Origin of the sequence: Sinorhizobium terangae, assembly GCF_029714365.1 — a bacterium.
Lineage (GTDB): Bacteria > Pseudomonadota > Alphaproteobacteria > Rhizobiales > Rhizobiaceae > Sinorhizobium > Sinorhizobium terangae.
The window spans coordinates 1,698,384-1,716,156 of sequence record NZ_CP121660.1 but is presented as its reverse complement, the minus strand read 5'-3'; the positions used below and the strand labels follow the sequence as shown (position 1 = coordinate 1,716,156).

Genomic DNA, 17,773 nt, shown 5'->3' with positions numbered 1-17,773 from the left:
GGACGATGGTCAGGGCGATCACCGGCAGGGTCATGAAGTGTTGAAGTGGACGGCTCCCAACGGCATCAAATGTGCCAGAATGAGTTCGTTGAAAGCTCAATCGAGGGAGACCGTCCGTGGAACAGATTATCCGAATTGGTAAAGGTCGATCATGTGTCTGGAACTCGCGTCGCGGAAACCATCTTGGCCAGTGGTCATGTGCGGCCACACCCAAAGGCCGCACATATGGAAGCAAGCGATCCGATCAAAATAATCTGCAGAAAACACTTGCAAGTGAGAGCCGTCCACATATGGGACAAGGGTATGCCCGCTGACAAGCCGGATGCAGACTTAGCCGCCTCAGGATGCCGGCCGGATGCATTGAGCGTCTCGGCTCCACTCGTGACGGATTGCGCAATGGCATCATTGTGGCCGAGGACATAGCGCGCCGAGGAAGCGCGTTCGTCTCTTTTCTCTGGGTTCAGCATCGCTCGTGCGATCGCCAATTGCCCGGCTGAGAGCTTCCGCCGCTCGAGTATGGGGTGCTGGCAAGCAACACCCGCGCGATCACTTGCTATGGTAAGTGCGGGTTCGTCTGGGAAGGGCGCGAGCGGGACTCAGCCTTTCATCAACGGCAGATGGGAAGACGACATAATCATGGGGGTGCTGGACAGAGAATTCGCCCAGTCCTGAGTGGCCGCGATGGGGGTGTTCGGCCGCGCCTCGGCTATGGTCAGGTTTCGCCGAGAAGCGCTCCTTCGCTTGTTATCTCCCGATATACCCAGGCGAGCGCTTGCCCGCATGGGCACTGACCATGGCCCGTGATATAACGTGCCGCTTCCTATGATTTCTTGATGCCGTTCCAAAGACGCCCGTGCTTTACTGCATAGACCCGAAGCGCCTCCTTCTGTTCGGCGGTCGGGGCCGAAAGCCTTCGCGTGCGGGGTAAAAAATTCGTCCGTCTGGAGTTTGATAACCTCCCGTTTCTCCCTCGTGGCGAACAGCCTCTTGAGCGCAGCCACGCCGGCTATGAGGTGTTCTTCACCGTCAAGGTGATGGAACTGCAACCAGAACGCCGTGAATTCCTCCGCCAAGGCCCCAATGCTAAACGCGAAGGATTGCTATTGCACCTTCCGCAGGATCAGCTTGCCCTCCGGCGAAACGGATCGCTCATAGCGTGGCAGATCGGCGATCGAGGGGCTCTCAGCATCGATCGCCGGCTGGCTCTCATCCGGTGCCGACGATTCGGCCCCCGGGGGCGCGTCCGGCGGGGGCTCGAGGCGCTGCGTCGCTCCCTTACGGGGTGCGCTCAGGATGACGGAGCCGCCGGAAGCGAGGGAGCCGGAGCGTATCCGCTCGCTGAGGACGGATAGGTCTTTGCCCAATTTCTCGACCTGCTGGCGAATAATCGCGGCGTCGGCCCCGCCGATGTTGGGGTCTTGCCTGTCGATCTGCACCTTCAGGCCGTCAATGGACCGTTTGACCGCAGCAAGCGCCTCGCGGCTCTCACGGACGTCCGCTGCATTCTTGGCCGTGTAGAGGAGCGTGCCGGCGTTCATTGGGAGGAAAACCAGGGCTAAGGCAATGAACGGCGCGTTACTTGTACGCGTCTTTGCGGCTCGAACACCTCTCGCATCGCCGGGATCAATTTCCGCATTCGCCAGGCTGGTCATCCGCTTCCTCCGCCGCAAGCCGGGCCTGAGAGCGCCCCGCTTTCGGGCTCGGTATTTCAGAGTTCCTGTGAAATCCCACTTTTGCTCGTCCCACTACTTCACCACCACGGTGGCCCCGATTTTCACTCGCTCGAAAAGTTCGATGACATCGGCATTGCTCATCCGGAAGCAGCCGGAGGACGCAAACTCGCCGACCGTGGACTGCTCGTTCGTCCCGTGGATGCGATAGAGCGTGTCAGTTCCTTCGCGGTAAAGATAGATCCCGCGCGCTCCCATCGGATTGAAGGGCCCCGCCGGCACGAGTTCAGGAAGTTCCGGCGCACGCGCCCTCATCTCCGCGGGCGGTCGCCAATCCGGCCATTCCGCCTTGTGGCCAATCCTCACGACGCCGCTCCACCGGAAGCCGTCGCGACCGACGCCGATTCTGTAACGGATCGCGCGACTTCGAGAGAGGACAAGATCAAGGGTCCGCTTGCTGCTGTGGATCACAATTGTACCAGGCGGATAATCCTGGGTAGCCGCGACAACGATGCCCGTCCGGTGTCCGAGGGTACGCGGCACGCGCTCACTCGCCACCACACCAGCGAGAGGCGCGAGTCCGATAGCGGCAGTCGCAGCTACGATTAGCGCAACGCGGCTCATAGCCGACCTGCCGCCCATACCCGAGCGCTCCCGAAAACATGCACAATCATGTTAGTTTTCCGTGCCATCGGCGGATGGGCCATTTGTCCCCGCGGGAGGCGTGGCCGTCGGAAGGATCACGGCCGAAGGCGCCGGTGCGGCAGCCTGACCTTCGCCTTGGTAGGTGCGCATCGCCCGGTGAATCACTTTGCCGTCACTGGCAATGCGCGTGTTCTGCGCCACCCGCGGGAAAGCTTCCTGCGTGTGAATACCCTTGTTGGCTTCCACCGCGTTGCCGAGACCGAAGGTGATCGTGTCGCGATGATTCAGGTAGTCGGCGCAACTCGAAAGGAATGCGGCGGCCGCTAAAAGGAACACGCGACTACTTCTTGGAAACGGCATTGACACCTCCAACGTCAAGATCGAGACGATGGCCATAAGGCCCTTTGATGCCTTCTCCACTCCTGAAGCGCCGCAGCATGTCCTTGTCGACCTCCAGTATGCCGAGGGCAAAAAGCTCCCAGTCGTTCGACGAGCGCGTCTGGTCGAGCGGGCTGTAGAGGTCCTCGCCGGGTGCGGACGGCCGCACGATGTGGGGCGTGACGATGATGACGAGATCGGACTCCCGCTTCAGGAAGCTCGTCGAGCGGAACAGCGCGCCGATCACGGGAACCTGTGACACCCACGGCAATTGTTGAACGTCCTTGGCATTGATCGACTGCAGCAACCCGGCCATGGCGAAGCTCTGGCCGTCGCGCAGCGCCACCGTGGTCTTCGCCGCGCGCGAGATGAAGCCGGGATTGCCGTTGACGTTGATCGAGGTGTCGAGCTCCGAGACTTCCGGCTCGATCTTGAGACTGATGAGCCCGCTGTCGAGCACCACCGGCGTGAAGGTGAGCCTGACGCCGAAAGGCCGGTAATCGGTTTCGGTCGCGACCGTCGCGCCATTGGCAACCGTCGTCTGGATCGGCACCTCGCCGCCGGCGTGGAAGCTTGCGGTCTCGCCGCTCATGGCAATCAGGTTCGGCTGCGCCAGCCGGCGCACCAGGCCCTTCTGCTCTAGCGCATTGATGACGACGTCGATCCGGCCGCCGGCAATCTCCAGCACCTTGGCAATCAACTGCCCGAAGGGTTGCATGCCGGTCGCCGCCCCCGCGGCATCTCCGAGTGTGCGGACAAGGTTTCCGTCATCATCGACAGCGATGCCCTGGCTGGTCGTTGCCTTGCCGATGCCGTTCTTGCCTTGGCCGGACCAGCCGATGCCGAGGTCGCGCCCCGTCTGGCGGGAAGCCTCGATCACGCGCACCTCCAGCATGACCTGCTGGGAATCGCTGACGCGCAACTGGTTAAGAACCGGCTGATCGGAATAGGACTGGGCGATCTCCAGCACGCGCTGTAATTCCACGGCGTCACGCACGGTGCCGGTCAGGCGAATGCGATCGTTGGAATTGAACACCCGAATCCGCGCTGAAGGTGCAGCGGATCGGATCGCCGCCGCAACCTCGCTGAAGTCGCTGGCGACGCGGATGTCGATGACGCCTATCAGCGCCTTGTTGTCGTCATAGACGGAGATGTTTGTGGACCCCGTCTGCTTGCCGCGGATGAACAGCGACCTCTCGGAGAGCGGCACGACGTCGATCAACTCGGCGCTGCCGATCACAAGGTCGCCGAAGGACTTTCCAGTCCTGATCGTGATCGTGTCGTTCGGCGCCAACGTCACGTGCTCCACGGTGCCCGTGAGGCTCACGAATTCTTCCTGAGCGTCCGCCCGACCGATGAAATAGGGGCTCGATAAAGTGCAGGCGCCTACCACCGCCGTCAATGCCGGAACGGTTCCGGCTCGCGCCAACCCCTTGCTCATTCTGCTCAGCATTTCCGCTCCAGCCTCCGCTCGTTGTCCACCGCCCGGCGGCAAAGCCGCACCTTAATTCTTCCCCCCCCAACCCGACTCGGTGCCCCTTACGCGAAGCGCACGGTCGCCCATTTCGGCTCTACCGACAAGAGTGGCTGCGCATTTCACACGCAATCTCTGACTGTTTTTTGCGACGTCGCTGCCTCACGCCTTGCCGATCCTGCTCGCAATGGTCCTAGCCACGAACGGTCCGCCGGCACAATCGCCAGGCTTGACGACCGCCGTCCGGGAACTACTTGTGGTCGAAATCAGTTAGTCCAGATAGTACAACCAGGCGGGGCTCGACTGCAGCGGAAGGGGCCCGCCGCCGTCAGTCGAAGAGCCGTGGCATGAACGCTCCGATTCCCGAACGTTCGCCGAAGAGGTCCCATGACTTCTTTCAGTATCTTATCGATGGCATTGCCGAACCGGTGATCGTCAAAGACGAGGCGTCGAGATTTGTCTTCATAAACACCGAAGCATGCGGGCTTATGGGCAGAACTCGCGATGAACTCCTCGGACGCACGGACTATGATTTTTTGCCAAGCGAGGAAGCCCATCGGATTGTTGCGCTTGACAGAGCGGTCCTTTCCACCGGCGAGGACTGTCAGCTCGAAGAGCAAATCACCACGCCAGACGGCGTCACGCGGACGCTGCTGACCAAGAAGCGCTGCGTGCGCATACCGATTGGCGCGAAGGAAGAGAAATTCCTGGTCGCCGCCATCGTCGAAATCACGCATCTTCGTAAGACCGAAGCAACACTGCGCGCCAGCGAAGAGCACTATCGGTCGCTCGTAGACTTGCATCCCCAGGTTCCTTGGACGGCTGACGCGAAGGGCGAGGTGTTGGAAGTAGGCCCGCGATGGACCGAATTTACCGGATTGGGCGAGAAGGAGACGCTCGGACGTGGATGGGCAAAAGCCGTGCATCCGCAGGACGCCGCCATGGTTCACACGCAGTGGCAACGCTCTCTTTCGAGTGGCGAACCCCTCGATGTCGAATATCGGCTTTTGACCGCAACTGGTCATTACCGCTGGTTCCGAGGCCGCGCGGTGGCCAAGCGCAACAGCGCTGGAGAAATTGCGCGCTGGTATGGCGTCCTTGAGGATGTCGACGATATTCGCCGCGCCGTCGAGGCTCTACGCGAAAGCGAGGCGCGCTTCCGGGCGATCGCCGACGACGCACCGGTGATGATCTGGGTAGCGGACCCTTCGGGCGACACGAGTTTCTTCAATCGCCTCTGGCTTGAGACCACCGGCCAAACGGAAGCCGAGGCCCTTGGTTTCGGCTGGGTGGATGTGATCCATCCCGATGACCGGGAGAAAGTGCAAGAAACATTCTTCCACGCAGCAACAGGTAAGGAGCCGGTCCGCAGCGAGTACCGCTTGCGGCGAGCCGATGGCAGGTGGGCGTGGGTGATCGATGTCGGCCAACCTCGCTTTGCCGACGATGGAACATTTCTGGGATATGTAGGCTCGGTCCTCGACATCACGGAACGCCGAGCCGCTGAGATCGCGCAACAGGAATCGCAGGCCTTCATCAGAAGCATTTTCGACAGCAGCCCCGACTGTGTGCGCGTACTCGATCTGGACGGAAAGCCGCTGCTTATGAACAAAGCCGGTCGGCGGATCTTCGGCCACGCGGAGGGGGATCCGCTTACGAAAACGACATGGGACGTTATCGGCAGCGACGCGGACGCACAAAGGGTTCTAGAGGGTTGGGCAAAAGTCAGAGCCGGGGAGACGGCCCGCTTCGAGATCACAGTGCGCGATGCCGAGGGCGCGCAAAGATGCATGGACGTGATCGCGGCCCCCATCCTGGGAAATGAAGGAAGGCCAGTCCGAATGCTTACGATCTGGCGCGACATCACCGACGCCAAGCGCGCCAGCGAGGAAATCATTCGTGCGCACAGGAGGGCCGAGGCCGCGGCCGATCAGCTATCGTCGGTTCTCGATAGCACCATGGATAGCGTCATGCTCCTAGATGCCGGATGGCGAATTCGCTACTTGAATGAGAACGTGAAGCGACTTCTCAACATCGGGGACGAGGCGCTCGGACAAGTCTTCTGGAAGCTGTTCCCCAAAGAGATCAAGGGGAATTTTGCCAAGCACTGCCAGGAAGTCATGAGTCGGCGCGTTCGGTCCTTCTTTGAAGATTACTTGCCGTCGCTCGACACATGGATCGAGGCCAGCGCGTCCCCGACGCAAGACGGCATCTCTATTTTCTGTCGAGACATAACCGAGCGCCGTCGAGCAGAGGAAGACAAGCTTCAGGCCCAGAAGCAGCTAGCCCACATGGCAAGGCACGACATGCTTACCGGGCTTTCAAACCGGATGTTCTTCCGCGAATCCTTCGATCGGGCGCTAAGCGAGAGGCACGCGTCCCAGCGCATGGCGGTGCTGTGCCTGGATCTCGATGGGTTCAAGGCGATCAACGACACTCTTGGGCATCCGGCCGGCGACGCTTTGTTGCGCCAGGTATCTTCGCGACTCGTCGAGTCTGTGAGAGCAACGGATATTGTCGCCCGCCTCGGGGGTGACGAGTTTGCTATCATATATTTGGCAGCAAGGACCCATGAAGAGGCCTTTCGCGTCGCCCAACGGATAATCGACACCCTTTCCGAGCCGTTCGTCATTGAGGGTGTGAGCGCGACTGTCGGAGCGAGCGTCGGGATTGCTTTTGCGCCGGATGACGGGACTTCGGCGGACGAATTGATCAAGGCCGCCGACATAGCCCTCTATAACGCCAAGTCAAGCGGTCGGGGGACTTACAGGCGCTTCGATGTGGCTATGCACGCGCAACTTCAGGCGCACCAGAAGATGAAGATTGCACTTAGGGGCGCCCTCGAAAGGAACGAATTCGAGCTGTTCTACCAGCCGCTGATCAGCTTAAAATCACGGCGTGTAACGGGATGCGAAGCGCTATTGAGGTGGCGCAATCCGGAAAGAGGGATGATTGCTCCTTCAGAGTTCGTCCCTATTGCAGAAGAAACCGCATTGATCGTGACGATTGGTGAGTGGATACTCGCTGAAGCCTGCCGCGAAGCCTCACTATGGCCGGAGCATGTAAGCATCGCAGTCAACCTCTCTCCGGTCCAGTTCAAACATCGCAATCTCGTCAAGGCAGTGGCCGATGCCCTCTCGTCTTCCGGGCTTAATCCCGCGCGCCTGCAATTGGAGATCACCGAATCGGTCCTGCTGGACGAGAGTGAGCACAATGTCCAAGTGCTCCACGACTTGCGGAGCCTCGGTGTAAAAATCGCAATGGACGATTTCGGAACGGGCTATTCGTCGCTTGGCTACCTCAGAACCTTTCCCTTCGACAAGATCAAGGTGGATCAAGCCTTTGTCCGCGACCTTCCGCACGGGAAGGAATCGCTTGCAATCGTGAGAGCCGTCGCCGGGCTTGGCCGGAGCCTTGGGATGACCACGACGATCGAGGGCATCGAGACCGAGGATCAACTGGCGATCGCGAATGCGGAAGGTTTCCATGAGGTTCAGGGCTATATTTTTTCGCGCCCCGTGCCCGCAGGGGAAATTTCCAGGTTGATCGAGGACGGCTCGCTTTGAAGGGGCCGCACAGCATGCGTTGCGACTGCTTTGTGGGCCAATCAGGAGCATCTAACCCTACGCATCGTGCTGCGTGTGTGGCATAATCTCAGTACTACTGCGCGTTGACGCGCAATACACGGGAACGCATTCGCCGGGACGATCGTTAGTTGCGGAACCGCCGGCGAGCCGAATCGATGGCCCGCAAGCGCCAGACAACCGGCGAGGACAAGGTAATGAATGCCTCACGCGTCGCACTTATTGCCGATGATGATGAATTCTTCCGGATCGCGCTCGGCTTCATCCTGAAGAGCAAACTGCAATTCACGGAGATCATCGATGCAGGGTCGCTCGATGAAGCCGTTGAAAGACTCAGTGGGCGCGGCGACATATTGTTGGCGTTGTTCGATTTGGCGATGCCGGGGATGCAGAGTGCAGCCAGCCTCGCTGCCGTACGCGATGTTCACCCCGAACTGAAGGTCGTTGTGGTTTCGGCATCGTCCCGTCGATCGGACATATTGTCCGCCCTCACGGCCGGCATAAACGGCTATGTGCCAAAGGGCCTCGGGGCGACCGAGCTTGCCGAAGCACTAGGCGCCGTTCTCAACGGCGCAGTTTATGTGCCGCCTTCGATCGCGGGCCGCGCCTCCCCTCCCGAAGAAGCAGGTGTCCCTCCGCTCGTCCGCGGAAACCAGGACGAGCGGAGCCATCGCACGATCGAGTTCCTCACGCCAAGGCAGCGCGAGGTTCTCCTGCTCCTTGTGCAGGGGCTCTCGAACAAGGAAATCGCCCGCAAGCTGAACCTCGGCGAGGGTACCGTGAAGATCCATATGGCAGCACTCTTCCGCAGTCTGCGGGTCAGGAACCGCCAGGAGGCGGCCGCCGCAGGGGCGCGCCTGTTGCCCATGACCGAAAGCTAGGCCGACATAGTCCGGTCGGACAGGCCGCCGTCTAAGCCATCCGGATGAGTAGCGTAAATGCATGCCAAGACGTAATGACGACAACAACGGAAACGAATGTGGAACGAAATGCGCCAGCATGCTTCGACAGCTAGCATATCCCGCCCCCCGCTTCGCGCCTGCCCGGCAAATGAGCAAGGGGGTGTCCGGTGACAGGACACGCGCCGTCCTCAAACTTCGCTGAACAGGTTGCCTACAGGGTCGGCCTCAGTCTTCCAGCCTCCCGAAAAGGGTACGTCGCTTCGGCGATCGCTCGGCTCATGGTGCGGCGTGGGATTGGCGACAGCCGGTTGTTTCTCGATCGGCTGGGGCTGGACGCGGAATTGACCGACGATGCGGTCGCTGCGATCACGGTCGGAGAAACGCATTTCTTTCGGGGTCCAGATCAATTCCAGCTTATACGGCAAACAATCCTTCCCGAACTGCGGCGACGGCAGTCCGATGGCTCTCCCGTCCGGATCTGGAGCCTTGGCTGTGCAACGGGTGAGGAGCCCTACTCCCTTGCCATTCTCTGCGACGAGGAAGGTCTTTTGGGGGATGTTCGAATAAGTGCAGCCGACATCTCCAGGAGGGCGCTCGCCATCGCGAAGGCGGCCGAATATGGCGAATGGTCCTTGAGGAATACGGATCACAAGCAAAGAAAACGCCATTTCACCTCATGCGATGAAGGATTTCGACTGCACGAACGACTGCGCCGGCGGGTCGAGTTCGCTCACCTGAACCTTGGTACAGACGAGCTTCCGGCGCCGGAAAAGCAATTGGCTGACTTCGATTTGATCCTTTGCCGCAACGTGCTCGTCCATCTCGACGCGATCGCGGTGCCCCGGATTGCGCGTCAGCTACTCGCCTGCCTCGCCGATGGAGGCTGGCTGTTGACGGCACCCGCCGATCCACCTTTGTGGAAATACGCACCATTCGAGACTTCGGTCACACCTGCCGGTGTTGTCTATCGGCGCATCATAGCCCATCCACACGCGACCAGGAGTTCCATCTCATGTGCGACCTCCGTGCACGGTCAGACCAAAAAACCTGTCGCGCACGTGCCGCCTGTTCGAGCTTGTGTTGGCGATGCGCGAAAAGAGCTCGGCGACCAAACCTTCAAGGTTATTGCCCGGCAAATCCGCTCGCATTTCGATATGGGTGAGACTCGCGAAGCCGCGCGGCTTGCTGCGCAAGCGACGGAAAGCCACCCGCTCTCGGCGGAGCTACATTTCCTCCACGCGCTCTCTCAGATGGCCAACGAAGAAACCGCCGCGGCTGCCGCGGCGCTGCGACGCGTGGTCTATCTGGACAGCACTCTGGCAGCCGCGCAATTCTTTCTCGGTGCCTGTCTCAAAGACAGCGACCCGCAAGCGGCCCTCCGAAGCTTCGAAAACGTGCGCCTGATTTGCATCTCTCGTCCGCCGCAGGAACGCGTCTCCCTGATGCCCGAGACGACGGCCGGACATCTCGCGGAGCGTGCGCAGCGGGAAATCGGCAAGATCCGGCAAAGTCCAGGGAGCGAAGGCCCATGACGACACCCTCCCGGCCCGCCGCTCGCCCGGTCGACTGGACTGCCGTCAGAAGGCGCATGGCGGCGGCGATAGAGCAGACGGAGGCGCTTTTGGAAACGGCACAACAAGATCCGGGCGCGCCGAATGAGCAAACATCACGATCGGCCGGCGATGCGTTCGCCGGGCTGAGTGAAGAGCAGGCGGTAGGCCTTGTGACCTTCATGCTAGCGGATCGCGAGTTTGCCCTGGAAATTCGCTACGTTTGCGAAATCGTTTCGAAGCCACGCGTCAGTCCGCTTCCTGGTATGCCCCCGCATGCCTATGGCATCTATGATTTGCGCGGCCAGTTGCTTCCCGTCTTCGATCTATGCGGACTGCTCGACCTCCCCCGACGAGCCGGCGCGGCCAATGACTGGGCGATCGTATGCGGACAGACGCACCCTGAGTTCTTGATCCTGTCTGACGCCGCGCCGGCGATATTGATGCTTCCCTCGGAGAAAATCGGCACGGCAACGGCCGGTCCCGGCGATAAAGCTTGGTATCGCGGAACGACGCAGGCCGGAACGGTCATTGTGGACGGATACATTCTATTGAACGACCGCCAATTCTTTCTTGAGGATGTGCAGATCATCGCCGACGACGAGACGGTAAGGACCGATATCCATGAGTCCTCGACTAGCGAATAGCCTCAATGGCGCATTGGCGTTGGCGATGCTGCTGTTCGTAGCCGCAGCGGCCCTGCTTGCTGGATCCAGCTTTTTTGCCCTGGAACGGGTGCGGGCCGATCTTGCTGCGACGTCTTCGCTCGGCAAGGAGCGTGTCGCCTACCAGATGATCTATGCAGCCGGGCGCTTGGAACGAGCGGACGGCCCCGCTCGCGCCGCCGCTGCCGACGAATTGCGTGGCCTCATGGACCGCAACGAGCGGATGCTTACGAGCCTGGTCACTGGTGACGAAACATTGGGGCTGGAAGCGACGACCGATCCTGCCGCCCTCACGCAGCTTGAACGAGCCCGGCAACAATGGCGGGGGGAGGTGAGGCCCGCTCTGGAAAGAGCCATCGCCAATGCGCCGATCGATCACGCCGCATTGAATGAGCTCGACCCAAAGGTCAGGACCTTTGCCACGCGAATAGACGAATTGATCAGCCAAATCGAGCAGGCGGGAGTCGCGCGGCTCCAGCGCTCGCAGGTGTTGCAGCTTGGTTTTTCGGTTCTCGCGGTTCTGATGCTCCTCCACGTACTGCGCGTCACGCGTCGCCTTGTGCGGCGTACTCGCGCGCTCGCCAGTTTGGCCGAAAAGATCGCTGCCGGTGACCTGGCGCAGAAGGCCCCTGTGGAAGGCACCGACGAGCTCGCAATTCTCGGGGGTTCCTTCAATGCCATGACCGCAAGGCTAGCTGGAATGATCGACAGTGAACGAAGCGGCAGGGAGAGGCTTGAAGAACTACTCGTCATGATCTCGGAAACGGCGCAACACCTTTCGTCGTCCGCCGCCGAGATCCTCGCCGGAACCACCCAACAGGTCGAAGGCATGCGTGAGCAATCGTCGGCCGTCGCCCAAACAGTTACAAGCGTCGATGAGGTACTGCAGACGTCCGAGCAGGCGGCGCAGCGTGCGCAACAGGTTGCGACCTCCTATGACCAGGCCGTCAAGATCAGCAATGAAGGCCGCAGAGCGCTCGATGATACGGTGCAGGTGATGCATACGGTGAGCGCACGCACGGAAGCGATTGCCGGAGACATTCTTTCCTTGGCGGAAAACAGCCTGGAAATCGGCGAGATCGTCTCGGTCGTCGCCGAAATCGCGGACCAGACGAACCTGTTGGCGCTGAATGCTGCCATCGAGGCGTCGCGCGCCGGCGAGCACGGAAGAGGTTTCAGTGTCGTCGCCAGTGAGATCAGGACACTTGCTGACCAGTCGAAGTCCGCGACCACCCGGGTCCGTCGAATTCTGATGGAGATCCAAAAAGCGACGAACGCGGCGGTGATTGGCGCCGAGGATGGCACGAAGAGTGTCAGTCGCGCCCTCGAGACGGTGAACGAAGCGGGCGAAACGATCCGGCAGCTCGAGTCGATCGTTGCCGACTCGGCGCGCTCGGTCGCCCAGATCGCCGCTTCAGCGGGCCAGCAAAAAGCGGGCATGAAGCATATTCACGACGCGATGCATTACATCGAGCAGGCGAGCAGCCAGAATCTCTCGGCGATCCGGCAGGCGGAGGAGGCCGCGAAAGATCTCAACGAGTTGGGCTCGAGGCTGAAGGAAATGCTCGCTGACCATGGCAACTGACATGACGAAACCCGAAGAATTCCACCGGGAACTGCTGCACATGTTCATCCAGGAGGTGGGGGAACGTGCATCCGACATGGAGCAGGCTTTGCTCGCCATTGAGGACACCGGCGAGGCCGATGAGAAGCTCCGCCTGCAGGAGCAGCTTCTACGGACGGCGCATAGCCTCAAGGGAGCGGCCGGGCTGCTCCGGGTGCGGGGAGTAGAAGCGATTTGTCACTGGATGGAAGAGATACTCTCCATCACGTTGAATGAGCAGATCGTGCTCGAAAAAACCAAACTGGATCTGCTTCTGTCGGCCGCAGACGCAATCAGGGATGCGGCTCAGTTCCTGGAGGCCGGCGAAACCCCTCCGCCGACGCATGGTGAGAGCGTAATCGATGCGCTGAAGGCCGCTGTAGCGAGAAGAACGGATCACCGCGGCGACAAGCCGAAGTCCGGTCCACCTTACGGGGGTTTGAAGGTGCCGGTTCGCTCTAGCGATACCGACGGCTCAATGCGCGTCACCGCCGATCGACTGGATACCCTTCTCTACAGAAGCGGCGAATTACTGTCCTTCAACGGGACTATACGGCGCCACGCCGAGGAGGCGTCCTTGCTGAGGGAGCAGGCGCGGAAACTGCGTGGGGTCGGCCCCGAGTTCGCTGCTCAGGCGGCTAGCATTGAGAACGGACTGCGTCAGCTTGCCACATCGCTGCGCCAGGACGTGAGGGTGATGCACAGTGCCGCGACGGCACTTGACCACGAAGTGCGACACGCGCGCACGCAGCCTTTTGCGGAGGCCTGCAAGGGACTCGACCGCATCGTGCGGGACATGGCGGCGGCATCGGGGAAGTTGGCAGAACTGGAAATCAAGGGCGGAGAGATCGAGATCGACCGCTCCATCCTTTCGGGGCTGCAGGACGCGCTGCGCCATCTCGTGCGCAATGCGGTCGCGCATGGCATCCTGCCGCCGGAGGAGCGCCGGGCAGCGGGAAAACCGGAAAAGGGCAAAGTCCTGATCGCGGCCGCCATCTTTGGAGACCGGATGCAGGTGCGTGTCGAGGATGACGGCTGCGGTCTGGATGTAGCCTTCCTCAGCAAGGCAGCGGGCGAACATCTGCCAGAAGTGAATGACGAAGCGGCGCTCCTGCGGCATGTCTTCGAGCCTGGCGTCTCGACGTCCGCGACGGTCACCAGCTTATCGGGACGCGGGATAGGCCTCGATATCGTCAAGCGCAATGTTGAAAGGCTGCGTGGCACAGCGGAGGTGTCGCAGGTGCCGACAGGAGGTGCCGCCTTCACCCTCACGCTGCCCCTGACGCTGGCGACGGTTCGCGCACTGGAAGTCATCGCTGGGGAGCATGTGTTTGCGATTGATACTGCCTCGGTCTGGCGGGTGATACGCATTCACGCGCAAGACTTCGCAATGTCTGAGGAGAGGTGCGTCGTCAGCGCCCCTTCCGGTCCGATGCCCTTTGTGGATCTTGCCGATTGGCTCGGGATGCGACCGGGGCGCAGCGCTGCCTGGCAGGCCTTGCCGGCAGTCGTGGTCGACGCTCCGGGCGGGCCCGTAGCGGTACTCGTCGATGCCGTTATCGGCGAGCGGGAGCTTCTCGCACGCCCGCTCGGCCCGCGGCTTGCGAAGGTTCGTCGCTATAGCGCCGGCATGGTGCTGCCTGACGGGCGTATCGCGCTCCTCCTGAACATCGCAGTGATCGCCGAGACCGCCGCCAAGACACGATCACCAGGCCGCGCGCGCGTCCTCCAACCGGTTCCGGCAGCGCGTCGCAAGGTGCTCGTCGTCGACGATTCAAAATACGTGCGGACGTTGGTGAAACTCATCCTGGAGGGCGCAGGCTACGATGTCGCGATGGCGAGCAATGGCAAGCAAGCATTGGACGTGCTTCGTGACCGCGGCGCCGACATGGTTGTCGCGGACGTCGATATGCCGGCCATGAACGGCTTCGAACTCACCAAGGCCATTCGTCGATCGGAGCGTTTCCCCGACACGCCCGTTGTCCTCGTGACCGGCCGGGAAACGCTTGAAGACAAGATACAAGGGCTGCGTGCCGGCGCAAATGCCTATCTCAGGAAGGACCAGTTCGATGCGCAGCATTTCCTGGAAACGATGCGCCGGGTTGTGTGAGGACGAGGGATGACACGTATTCTACTTGCGACGTCGACGCCCGGCCTTGAACAACTCGTCAACAAGGCGGCTGGGAGCGACCCTGCAGTGGAGCTCGTGGGTGTCGCAAGAAGCGGCAAGGACGCGGTAAGGATAACCGGCAAACTTTTGCCGGACATCGTCGCAGTGGAGCTCCGCGACAACGACACTGCCGAAACCGTCAGGGAGATCATGATCACCGCGCCGACGCCAGTCGTGATGGTGTCATATCAAGACGGTTCGCAATTGGGCGCCTTGTCCGCGCGCGCACTCGACGCGGGCGCGCTCGCGGTCATCCCGGCGCCGACCGCATCCGACGCGTCCCTCGAACAAGCTGCAATCGACAAATTCCTCTCCACGATCAAGGCCATGGCACAGGTCAAGGTCGTTCGCCAGTGGCGCAAGAAGACAAGCGGAGATCTGCCGGCCGAAGGCGCTGCGCGACCGGTCGCCAGCTCGCCGATCGGCATTGTGGCCATCGCCGCCTCCACCGGCGGGCCGGCAGCGATCCGTTCGATATTGAAGGACTTGCCCGCCGATTTTCCCGCGCCCATTCTCATCGTGCAGCATATGTCAAATGGCTTCATCGACGGTGTTGCCGCATCCCTCGATTCAATGGTTGCGCTTAAGGTGAAGGTTGGAGCGAACGGCGAACGACTGAGACCCGGGACCGTTTATCTCGCTCCGGATGGCCATCAGCTCGGCGTCTCGGGCAAATCGCGCCTGCGCGTCGTGGACGAGGCTCCCATCCAGGGTTTCAAGCCCTCGGGGTCCTATCTCTTCGGCTCGATCGCCCGCTCCTTCAGGGCTGAGTCCCTCGCGGTCATTCTGACGGGGATGGGCGATGACGGTACCGAGGGTCTTCGGGCGCTGCATGTGGCGGGCGGAAAGGTGATCGCTCAGGATGAGAAGAGCTCGATCGTCTTCGGAATGCCGAAATCGGCGATCAGCGCCGGTCTCGTCGATTTCGTCCTGCCGGTTGAAGAGATCGCGCGGAAGATTACCGCTCTCGCTAGCTAAAGTGGATTGAGAATGCCGGAGTCAGTTGCGGCGCTGCACGCCGAACCTCGTGCAGCGCCGCTCTCGCCCCCCAACTCTGCCCGAGCGAATACCTCAATACGTCGGGCGAACTCAGGAACGGCTGTTATGGTCGCCCGACCACGTCATTCATCCGCGTCCTACATATTCATGATCTGGATCGCCGCCGGCGTGATAATCACGGCGAAGAGCACAGGCAGGAAGAAGACGATCATCGGCACCGTGAGCTTCGGCGGAAGGGCAGCCGCTTTTTTTTCCGCCTCGCTCATGCGCATGTCTCGGTTCTCCTGGGCCATCACGCGGAGCGCCTGACCGAGGGGCGTGCCGTATTTTTCCGCCTGGATAAGGCTGGTCACGACCGCGCGCACGCCCTCAGCGCCCGTTCTGTGCCCCAGGTTCTCGAAGGCCTGCCGGCGGTCCTGCAGGTAGGAAAGCTCCGCCGTGGTGAGGAGGATTTCCTCCGCGATCTCCGGTGACTGCGCACCGATCTCCTCGCCCACTTTCCGGAAGGCGCTTTCGATGCCCATACCGGATTCGACGGTGATCAACAGGAGGTCCAGCGCCTCCGGCCATGATCGGCGGATCGCCTGCTGCCGCTTGGTGATCCTGTTCTTGATGAAGATCGCCGGCGCGTAATAGCCGAGCGAACCGACACCGGCGGCCATGCCCAGGACCAGAGGCAGCGGCGCCTCCGGGCGAATGATCAGCAGGATATACAACAGTGCGGCTGCGAAGATCACGATCGGCGCAATCAGCCTTACCGCCAGAAAGGCCGTGATCGCCGCGTGGCCGCGATAGCCGGCCATGTTCAGTTTGCGGACGATTTCGCCGTCCTCCGCCTGCTTGGCAAGATTGAAGCGATCGACGATCGCCTGGAACAGCCGTTTCGGCTCGACGCGCAGCGACGCTGCACTCTTCTCGGTGCCAAGCCGGGAACGCTCTTTCTGGCGGATACGTTCGCGTTCGCTCTCCACCTTTTTCATACGATCTGCCAACGTGTCCCGAAAGACATAGGGCCAGGAAACGACGACGACCGCGCAAAAGGCGGAGAGCCCTGCCATCAGCGCAGATAGCTGTTCCGGATCGGGAATATAGAGGCCGAGACTCATCTTGTTTCTCAGAAGTCGAAGTTGATCATTTTGCGCATGACGAAAATGCCCGCGCTCATCCAAAGCCCGCAACCCGCAAGGACGAGCTTGCCCGTCAGCGTGGTGAACAACAGCGCCATGTAATCCGGACTCGTCAGGTACACGGCGCCGGCGACGAAAAACGGCAGCGCACCGATGATGCCGGCGGAAGACTTTGCCTCAGCGCTCATAGCCTTGATCTTGGCTTTCATCTTCTTCCGCTCCCGCAGCACCTTGGAGAGGTTTCCGAGCGCTTCGGCGAGGCTTCCGCCGGTCCGCGTTTGAATGGCGATGACGATGGCAAAGAAATTGGCTTCGGGCAGCGGTATCCGTTCGCACATGCGCTGCACCGCTTCATCGACCGGAATGCCGAGCGTCTGGTCCTGTGCAATGGTGACGAACTCGCCTTTGACCGGCTCCTGTGCTTCCGCTGCGATCACCCTCAGGCAATCGGGCATGGGCAAGCCCGCTTTGAGCCCTCGCACGATAACATCGACGGCATTCGGAAACTCGGAAGCGAAACGCGCAAAGCGCGACTTGCGCTTCGCATTCACATAGACGTGCGGCAGCAGCAACCCACCGGCTATCGCGAACCCACCAGCGACCAGCATGCCAAAGCCCAGGAAGAGCATCACGCCCCAGGTGACCAGAGCCGCAGCGGCGCTGATGAGAGAATAAGTTTTCGTCGACCATTGCAGGCCGGCTTGGCGTATCCTGCCCGCCAAGGCTGGTTTGCGGCCCTTGCGGGCGTTCGCCTCGTGCTTGGCTTCGATCTCGCGCAACGTCTTTTCCACCGAACGCCGACGGTCGCGGACATCCTCTTCCGGGCGCTTGCCCCGCTGACGTTCTGGCACGGCAGCAATGCGTTCGAACCTGTGGCGATAGGCGCTTGCCTTGACCACGCGGGGGTAGAAGGCGACGACCATCACGCCGGCAACGCTGCTGGACGCCAACAGAAAGACAATCGCGGGAAGCAGTAGCGAAGACAGCATTTGCCGTGCACCTGTGT

13 protein-coding genes are annotated in these 17,773 nt (G+C 61.1%); 7 read left to right on the top strand and 6 right to left on the bottom strand.

What is annotated here, in order from left to right:
• Positions 1–1,100: 1,100 nt before the first annotated feature.
• The 4 genes from QA637_RS26690 to QA637_RS26675 form a co-directional block, all read right to left on the bottom strand.
• Positions 1,101–1,652 carry a hypothetical protein gene (locus QA637_RS26690; RefSeq protein WP_283065759.1) on the bottom strand — a complete coding sequence of 184 codons (552 nt, stop codon included), beginning with the start codon at positions 1,650–1,652 and terminating at the stop codon, positions 1,101–1,103.
• 93 nt (positions 1,653–1,745) lie between these two features.
• Positions 1,746–2,312 carry a L,D-transpeptidase gene (locus QA637_RS26685; protein WP_153442916.1) on the bottom strand — a complete coding sequence of 189 codons (567 nt, stop codon included), beginning with the start codon at positions 2,310–2,312 and terminating at the stop codon, positions 1,746–1,748.
• A gap of 33 nt (positions 2,313–2,345) precedes the next feature.
• Positions 2,346–2,675: a pilus assembly protein gene (locus QA637_RS26680; RefSeq protein WP_153442918.1), complete on the bottom strand. Its 330-nt coding sequence runs from the start codon at positions 2,673–2,675 to the stop codon at positions 2,346–2,348.
• On the bottom strand, positions 2,656–4,134 hold the full coding sequence (locus tag QA637_RS26675; RefSeq protein ID WP_428843172.1) for a type II and III secretion system protein family protein: 1,479 nt from the start codon (positions 4,132–4,134) through the stop codon (positions 2,656–2,658). Before QA637_RS26675 ends, QA637_RS26680 begins: the two co-directional genes overlap by 20 nt.
• A gap of 380 nt (positions 4,135–4,514) precedes the next feature.
• Between QA637_RS26675 and QA637_RS26670 the strand changes: the two genes are divergently transcribed.
• The 7 genes from QA637_RS26670 (at position 4,515) to QA637_RS26640 (ending at position 15,619) form a co-directional block, all read left to right on the top strand.
• Complete coding sequence (locus QA637_RS26670; RefSeq protein ID WP_283067361.1) at positions 4,515–7,733, top strand: PAS domain S-box protein; 3,219 nt, start codon at positions 4,515–4,517, stop codon at positions 7,731–7,733.
• Between the two features lie 215 nt (positions 7,734–7,948).
• Positions 7,949–8,632, top strand: a complete 684-nt coding sequence (locus QA637_RS26665) for a LuxR C-terminal-related transcriptional regulator (RefSeq protein ID WP_153437161.1) — start codon at positions 7,949–7,951, stop codon at positions 8,630–8,632.
• Positions 8,633–8,820: 188 nt separating this feature from the next.
• A complete protein-coding gene (locus QA637_RS26660; protein ID WP_283065753.1) occupies positions 8,821–10,185 on the top strand; it encodes a CheR family methyltransferase in 1,365 nt (454 codons plus the stop codon).
• Complete coding sequence (locus tag QA637_RS26655; protein WP_283065751.1) at positions 10,182–10,850, top strand: chemotaxis protein CheW; 669 nt, start codon at positions 10,182–10,184, stop codon at positions 10,848–10,850. The genes QA637_RS26660 and QA637_RS26655 overlap by 4 nt, the downstream gene beginning before the upstream one ends.
• Positions 10,828–12,453, top strand: a complete 1,626-nt coding sequence (locus QA637_RS26650) for a methyl-accepting chemotaxis protein (RefSeq protein ID WP_283065750.1) — start codon at positions 10,828–10,830, stop codon at positions 12,451–12,453. The genes QA637_RS26655 and QA637_RS26650 overlap by 23 nt, the downstream gene beginning before the upstream one ends.
• A 1-nt stretch (position 12,454) precedes the next feature.
• Positions 12,455–14,581, top strand: a complete 2,127-nt coding sequence (locus QA637_RS26645) for a hybrid sensor histidine kinase/response regulator (RefSeq protein ID WP_234886767.1) — start codon at positions 12,455–12,457, stop codon at positions 14,579–14,581.
• Positions 14,582–14,590: 9 nt separating this feature from the next.
• Positions 14,591–15,619 (top strand): chemotaxis protein CheB, encoded by a 1,029-nt coding sequence (locus QA637_RS26640; RefSeq protein ID WP_153437148.1) that lies wholly within the window; start codon positions 14,591–14,593, stop codon positions 15,617–15,619.
• A gap of 158 nt (positions 15,620–15,777) precedes the next feature.
• Here the strand turns inward: QA637_RS26640 and QA637_RS26635 are convergent, their stop codons facing one another.
• Positions 15,778–16,746: a type II secretion system F family protein gene (locus QA637_RS26635; RefSeq protein WP_283065748.1), complete on the bottom strand. Its 969-nt coding sequence runs from the start codon at positions 16,744–16,746 to the stop codon at positions 15,778–15,780.
• 8 nt (positions 16,747–16,754) lie between these two features.
• Complete coding sequence (locus QA637_RS26630; RefSeq protein WP_153437146.1) at positions 16,755–17,756, bottom strand: type II secretion system F family protein; 1,002 nt, start codon at positions 17,754–17,756, stop codon at positions 16,755–16,757.
• Positions 17,757–17,773 lie beyond the last annotated feature (17 nt).

What these genes read in the sequence shown, in the direction of transcription:
- QA637_RS26690 (WP_283065759.1), bottom strand. Translation starts at nt 1,652, where the DNA reads ATGACCAGCCTGGCGAATGCGGAAATTGATCCCGGCGATGCGAGAGGT.
- QA637_RS26665 (WP_153437161.1), top strand. Translation starts at nt 7,949, where the DNA reads ATGAATGCCTCACGCGTCGCACTTATTGCCGATGATGATGAATTCTTC.
- QA637_RS26685 (WP_153442916.1), bottom strand. Translation starts at nt 2,312, where the DNA reads ATGGGCGGCAGGTCGGCTATGAGCCGCGTTGCGCTAATCGTAGCTGCG.
- QA637_RS26640 (WP_153437148.1), top strand. Translation starts at nt 14,591, where the DNA reads ATGACACGTATTCTACTTGCGACGTCGACGCCCGGCCTTGAACAACTC.
- QA637_RS26645 (WP_234886767.1), top strand. Translation starts at nt 12,455, where the DNA reads ATGACGAAACCCGAAGAATTCCACCGGGAACTGCTGCACATGTTCATC.
- QA637_RS26635 (WP_283065748.1), bottom strand. Translation starts at nt 16,746, where the DNA reads ATGAGTCTCGGCCTCTATATTCCCGATCCGGAACAGCTATCTGCGCTG.
- QA637_RS26630 (WP_153437146.1), bottom strand. Translation starts at nt 17,756, where the DNA reads ATGCTGTCTTCGCTACTGCTTCCCGCGATTGTCTTTCTGTTGGCGTCC.
- QA637_RS26650 (WP_283065750.1), top strand. Translation starts at nt 10,828, where the DNA reads ATGAGTCCTCGACTAGCGAATAGCCTCAATGGCGCATTGGCGTTGGCG.
- QA637_RS26655 (WP_283065751.1), top strand. Translation starts at nt 10,182, where the DNA reads ATGACGACACCCTCCCGGCCCGCCGCTCGCCCGGTCGACTGGACTGCC.
- QA637_RS26680 (WP_153442918.1), bottom strand. Translation starts at nt 2,675, where the DNA reads ATGCCGTTTCCAAGAAGTAGTCGCGTGTTCCTTTTAGCGGCCGCCGCA.
- QA637_RS26670 (WP_283067361.1), top strand. Translation starts at nt 4,515, where the DNA reads ATGAACGCTCCGATTCCCGAACGTTCGCCGAAGAGGTCCCATGACTTC.
- QA637_RS26675 (WP_428843172.1), bottom strand. Translation starts at nt 4,134, where the DNA reads ATGAGCAAGGGGTTGGCGCGAGCCGGAACCGTTCCGGCATTGACGGCG.